Below are 5111 nucleotides of genomic sequence, written 5' to 3' on the forward strand. Positions count from 1 at the left end.
TGCCGACCATCTACAGTCCGCTCCATGAGATATGTACCAGCCATTTTGCCAAGATGGGTTCGCAGATTACAACCCGATACGTACTCGTGAATTTCGCCAGGTTCCAACACAGGCTGTTGACCGATGACGCCCTCGCCTTCCACTTCGCGCACAAGGCCATTGGCATCGTGAATGAGCCATCGGCGGCGTAGGAGTTGCACCGTGTGGTCGCTGTGATTTTCAATTATCACCTTATAAGTAAAAACAAAATGTGCCTGCCTCGGATTAGAATAAGTCGGTTGGAATTCGGTCAAAACCGAAACTTTAACACCCTCTGTTACTTCTGAAACCATAGTCCGGCAGGATTATTTTGTAATAACGAAAATAGCACTTTGCTGTCTACAAATACAAATTCACCCCTAATTTAATTCCTATAACCATACCTTATGGATGTTGCTATCGAAGAATCCTGGAAAGAAAAGTTGCAAGACGAGTTCAACAAACCTTACTTTGAGGAGCTTATAGAATTTGTTAAGCAAGAGTACAAAACACACACGGTCTATCCGCCTGGCGGATTAATTTTTAACGCTTTCGACTCCTGTCCCTTCGATGCATGTAAGGTTGTAATCCTGGGACAGGACCCATACCACGGACCGGGACAAGCCAACGGGCTGTGTTTTTCGGTAAACGACGGTGTTCCCAAGCCGCCTTCGTTATTGAACATTTTCAAGGAAGTCAATGAAGACCTTGGCATTCCTATTCCCGCATCAGGTAACCTGCAAAGATGGGCCGATCAAGGTATTTTGCTCCTCAATGCCACACTTACCGTACGGGCAAGGGAGGCAGGTTCTCACCAAAAAAAAGGATGGGAAACTTTCACCGACGACGTAATCCAGCTTATCAATGACGAGAAGGAAAATATCGTGTTTCTGCTGTGGGGAAAATACGCACAAGACAAAGGAAAAATCATCGATGAGTCTAAGCACCATGTCCTGAAAGCTAAGCACCCCTCGCCTATGGCGGCCAAATGGGGCGGCTGGTTTGGCAGCAAGCATTTCAGCCAGACCAATGCGTATTTAGAGAAAATGGGTAAAGAGCCGATTACTTGGTAGAAGTTATCGACTGTCGGGCCGATGCGCCGTTACAATCTTACAATCGACTTTCGATAAAAAAAGGGCGAACTATATCGAATAGTTCGCCCTCATCAATTTTGGATTATCTACTTCTCAATGTCCGAATTGAGTTCAAGTACTTTATCCCAATAAGGGCTATTGTTCTCGATAAATTCCTTGTGCTTGGGATGTTTATCGTATGTTTCGATACCAGCTTCGTTACGAAAGGTAAGGTAATGTACCACGTCGAAATCTTGGGCGGAATTTTCTTCGTCTAGTACTTTCCCACCTGTGTACCCTACGATGGCAGGAATTTGACGGCGCAGGTTGGCGAATTCCTTCATGTGTTTTTCAATCTCAGCGGCGGGCGTATCAGCCTTGAACTTTACGCAGACAATCCTCTGCATTTCGGCTTGCTGGTGCGGCGTGTAAGCCCCATAAATGATTAGCATAAATAATCCCAGGATGAAGACCGGGATCAGGTAGCCTAATGTTTTATTTTTGGTTTTCATATTCACTATCGGAAATTTCTATTTTTTCAGGATGACATTATAACGCAGTAAAACTACAATTAGTTTATCATATTGTATTATTTAAATATTTATTATTAATAATATATGCGAATATGTAAAATAACAATACAAAAAACATTGTATTAATCTTTTTACAAAATATTATTCTGCATATTTGGATTTGCATCTATTTTTATAATTATCCAATTTTATGGACTATTCGCATAATCCGTGAGTAAAGACTTGAAGATATCACTCTCTGTGCTGCTCTTAGCCGTCATGGTTGCCAAAGCAGAAGCCGTTCAACCACAGTGGGGCTTCTGGGCGCACAAGCGAATTAACCGATTGGCGGTGTTCCGGCTACCACCGGAAATGCAGTTCTTTTATAAAAAGAATATTGATTATATCACCGAAAATGCTGTCAACCCTGACCGCCGCCGCTACGCGGTAGTGGGCGAAGCCGAGCGGCACTTTATCGATCTCGATGTGTACGGAGACAGTGCCTTGACTACCCTCCCACTCTATTGGAATCAAGCGAAGGACAAAATCGGCGAAGACAGCTTACGGATGCACGGAATTGTGCCGTGGTACGTGCAAACGGCAGTTTTTCAACTTACCGAAGCCATGCGCGATAAGAGTGCTGCTAAAATTCTGCGCATTTCAGCGGATTTGGGCCATTACGTCGCCGATGCGAACGTGCCGTTACACACGACGCGCAACTACAATGGCCAACTTACCGGACAAGAAGGCATTCACGCCTTCTGGGAATCGAGAATCCCCGAGAAATACGCCGAAGATTACGAATTGTGGATTGGCACCGCCAACTACATTGAAAATCCAGCTCGCGCGATTTGGGGCGCGGTGGCCCAGGCTCACGCCGCCAGCGACTCGGTGCTTCGATTCGAGAAAGTACTTAGTAAGGATTTCAAAGCTGACCGAAAATTCACTTTCGTAGAAAGAAACAAGGTACTTGTCAGAACTTATTCCGATGAATTCACCGCTAAGTACAACGAGGCATTGGAAGGACAGGTCGAAAGACAAATGAAAAACTCGGTACAAATGGTTAGCGATCTTTGGTACACCTCCTGGGTAAACGCCGGGCAACCCGACCTGCGCTCACTGGCTAATTTTAAATTCAGCGAAGCCGATAAAGTTCAAATAGTCAATGAGCAACAAACTTGGCTACAGCGACTTTTCAAAGTAAGAGCAGAAGGAGATAATTGAGAAAGATCATCCATATTGATATGGACGCCTTCTTCGCGTCGGTAGAGCAACGCGATCATCCCGAGTTGCGGGGCAAGCCCGTGGCAGTGGGCGGCGGCGGTGACCGGGGTGTAGTGGCGGCGGCTAGTTACGAGGCCAGAAAGTACGGAGTGCGGTCGGCGATGGCTTCACGCATAGCGAAGCATAAGTGCCCGCAGTTGATATTTGTGCGCAGCCGCTTCGACGTTTATAAGCAGGTCTCAGCCCAAATCCGAGCGATTTTCGCCGAGTACACTCCGCTCATCGAGCCACTTTCGCTAGATGAAGCCTATCTTGACGTGACCGAGAATTTGAAAGGAATGAAGTCGGCCACTCATATCGCCAATGAAATTCGTCAGCGAATACGACAAACTACCCGGCTCACGGCATCAGCGGGGGTTTCTTACAATAAGTTCTTGGCAAAACTTGCTTCTGACCACCGAAAGCCCGACGGTATTTTTGTTATCAAACCCGAAGACGGCGAGGCGTTTGTCGCCCAACTACCCATCGAGCGATTCCATGGTATTGGCCGCGTTACGGCGCAGAAAATGCACAGCCTGGGTATAACGACAGGTTCTGATATGCGACAAAAGACGGAAGAGTTTCTAAGGCAGCATTTTGGCAAGTCAGGTGGCTACTACTACCGCATCGCAAGGGCGCTGGACGACCGCCCTGTCGAACCGGATCGCATCCGCAAATCGGTAGGCTCCGAAAACACCTTTGAGCATGACCTTGATACACTAGCGGAAATGCAGGGCGGGCTGATTCCGCTTATTGAAGATGTTTGGCAGTGGGTGGATCGAACTCGTATTTATGGCCGCACGGTCACGGTAAAAATCAAGCTAAACGATTTCCAAACCCTCACCCGCAGCCGTTCTTCCTTCTTGCCTATCAGGGAGCGGAAGTTTTTCGAGAGCCTGGCCTTTGGACTTCTTGAAGAAAATTTTCCGCTTCCACTACCCGTCCGACTCCTCGGCGTTTCCCTCTCCAACCTTGAAGACTCTCAGCCTTATGAAGGCAAGCAATTAACGTTGACTTTTTGAATTACTCCAAAGGAACCCTGTCTGTCATCCTGAGCGGAGCCGAAGGGTTAATGCACCGACTTATCCGGCGCAGGCGCTGAGGCATGGAAATCATTTTTGATCCGCTCAGCGTAATTCGCAAGAAGGGTCAATACTCGCTCCCGGCTATCGGAACGCACTACGCAACCTACGTGAAATTCCTGATTCATGCGCCAAACTACCTCTGTGTCTTGAAAAACGGCGTGATCAGGCCACTCTTGGCGAGCCAGCGAGATGATGATGCCGGAATACTTGCGGTTGGGACGCGGCGTTTTATAATCCTCTCCCCGCGCTACTGCTGTTTCCAACCGTGCCCATTCTTTCCAAAGGTTGATACCCGAAGCGGCCTCCACCATATCGGACAGGTGTGCTCCGCCCACTCGGGAAGACGTTTCCAGGAAGTAATACTGTCCGTCATCAGAGGAGCGGATCACCTCGGTATGCGAAGCACTATGCTTCATGCCGAAAGCCTTAAGTACGTCTACGGTCAAGGTCTCCAATGCGTGCCACTCGGCAGAATCGAAAGGAACGGTCACTGAACGAAAAATGCCCCCCCCGTGCGCCACGTCGAAAGGTGGTGCAATGTACTGACTGGCCCAAGAAAAAATCACCCGACCATTGAAAGACAAAGAATCTATGTGAAATACGTCACCGGGCTTATACTGTTCTACCAGGTACTCGTGCCGTCTTTCGCCCAATGAATTAATGGCGTCCCACAACTCGCTATCGGTGTGAAGTTTCTTAATGCCTGTGGCAGAAGCTTCCGAACGGGGTTTGATCATCCACGGACCAGGATGTGTTTGAATGAATTCGGTGATGGCGGCATCATTGAACAAAGCCGAAAAACCCGGTACTTTTATACCCGCTTCGGCGGCTTTAGTACGCATGGCGAGCTTGTCACGAAAGTAGCGGGAGGTGGTTTGGCCCATCCCCGGAATCCGGAAAGTCTCACGCAACATGGCGGCTTTCTCCACGTCGAAGTCATCGAGAGCTACGATGCGGTCGATGGCTTGGGCCCGCATGACATGGGCTAGTCCGGCAATCACATTGTGCATGTCGTAATTGCCATGTTCATTTTCTTCCACAAAAAAGAACTCATCAATCGAATCACGCACCCATTCCCGATTTTCGAGTTTTTTGGCGGTCAGCAAATAAACGGTATTGCCCGCCTCCTTGCAGGCTTGCAGAAAGTCGTTTCCCTTAAA

General features: G+C 48.1%; 6 protein-coding genes. 3 read left to right on the top strand and 3 right to left on the bottom strand.

The window, feature by feature from the left end; all coding sequences use genetic code 11:
- Positions 1-332, bottom strand: a 332-nt coding sequence (apaG, locus tag ACEW8P_RS16450; RefSeq protein WP_373514165.1) for a Co2+/Mg2+ efflux protein ApaG, incomplete at its 3' end; no start/stop codon positions are given.
- A 93-nt stretch (positions 333-425) separates the two neighbouring features.
- Between apaG and ung the strand changes: the two genes are divergently transcribed.
- On the top strand, positions 426-1091 hold the full coding sequence (gene ung, locus ACEW8P_RS16455; RefSeq protein WP_373514166.1) for a uracil-DNA glycosylase: 666 nt from the start codon (positions 426-428) through the stop codon (positions 1089-1091).
- A gap of 107 nt (positions 1092-1198) precedes the next feature.
- Here the strand turns inward: ung and ACEW8P_RS16460 are convergent, their stop codons facing one another.
- The gene (locus ACEW8P_RS16460; RefSeq protein WP_373514167.1) at positions 1199-1603 is read right to left on the bottom strand and encodes a Dabb family protein; all 405 of its coding nucleotides are present in this window, start codon (positions 1601-1603) and stop codon (positions 1199-1201) included.
- Positions 1604-1846: 243 nt separating this feature from the next.
- Between ACEW8P_RS16460 and ACEW8P_RS16465 the strand changes: the two genes are divergently transcribed.
- Both ACEW8P_RS16465 and dinB read left to right on the top strand, forming a co-directional pair.
- Complete coding sequence (locus ACEW8P_RS16465; protein WP_373514168.1) at positions 1847-2827, top strand: zinc dependent phospholipase C family protein; 981 nt, start codon at positions 1847-1849, stop codon at positions 2825-2827.
- The gene (gene dinB / locus ACEW8P_RS16470) at positions 2824-3888 is read left to right on the top strand and encodes a DNA polymerase IV (RefSeq protein WP_373514169.1); all 1065 of its coding nucleotides are present in this window, start codon (positions 2824-2826) and stop codon (positions 3886-3888) included. The genes ACEW8P_RS16465 and dinB overlap by 4 nt, the downstream gene beginning before the upstream one ends.
- 47 nt (positions 3889-3935) lie before the next feature.
- Here the strand turns inward: dinB and ACEW8P_RS16475 are convergent.
- A partial coding sequence (locus ACEW8P_RS16475) for an acetyl-CoA carboxylase biotin carboxylase subunit family protein (protein WP_373514170.1) occupies positions 3936-5111 on the bottom strand: 1176 nt, incomplete at its 5' end.

The sequence above is a fragment of the Persicitalea sp. genome (assembly GCF_041751555.1).
In the GTDB taxonomy this organism is placed as follows: domain Bacteria; phylum Bacteroidota; class Bacteroidia; order Cytophagales; family Spirosomataceae; genus Persicitalea.

Bases quoted from the DNA above. Each gene is read 5' to 3' on its own strand.
- ung (WP_373514166.1), top strand. From the start codon at position 426: ATGGATGTTGCTATCGAAGAATCCTGGAAAGAAAAGTTGCAAGACGAG.
- ACEW8P_RS16460 (WP_373514167.1), bottom strand. From the start codon at position 1,603: ATGAAAACCAAAAATAAAACATTAGGCTACCTGATCCCGGTCTTCATC.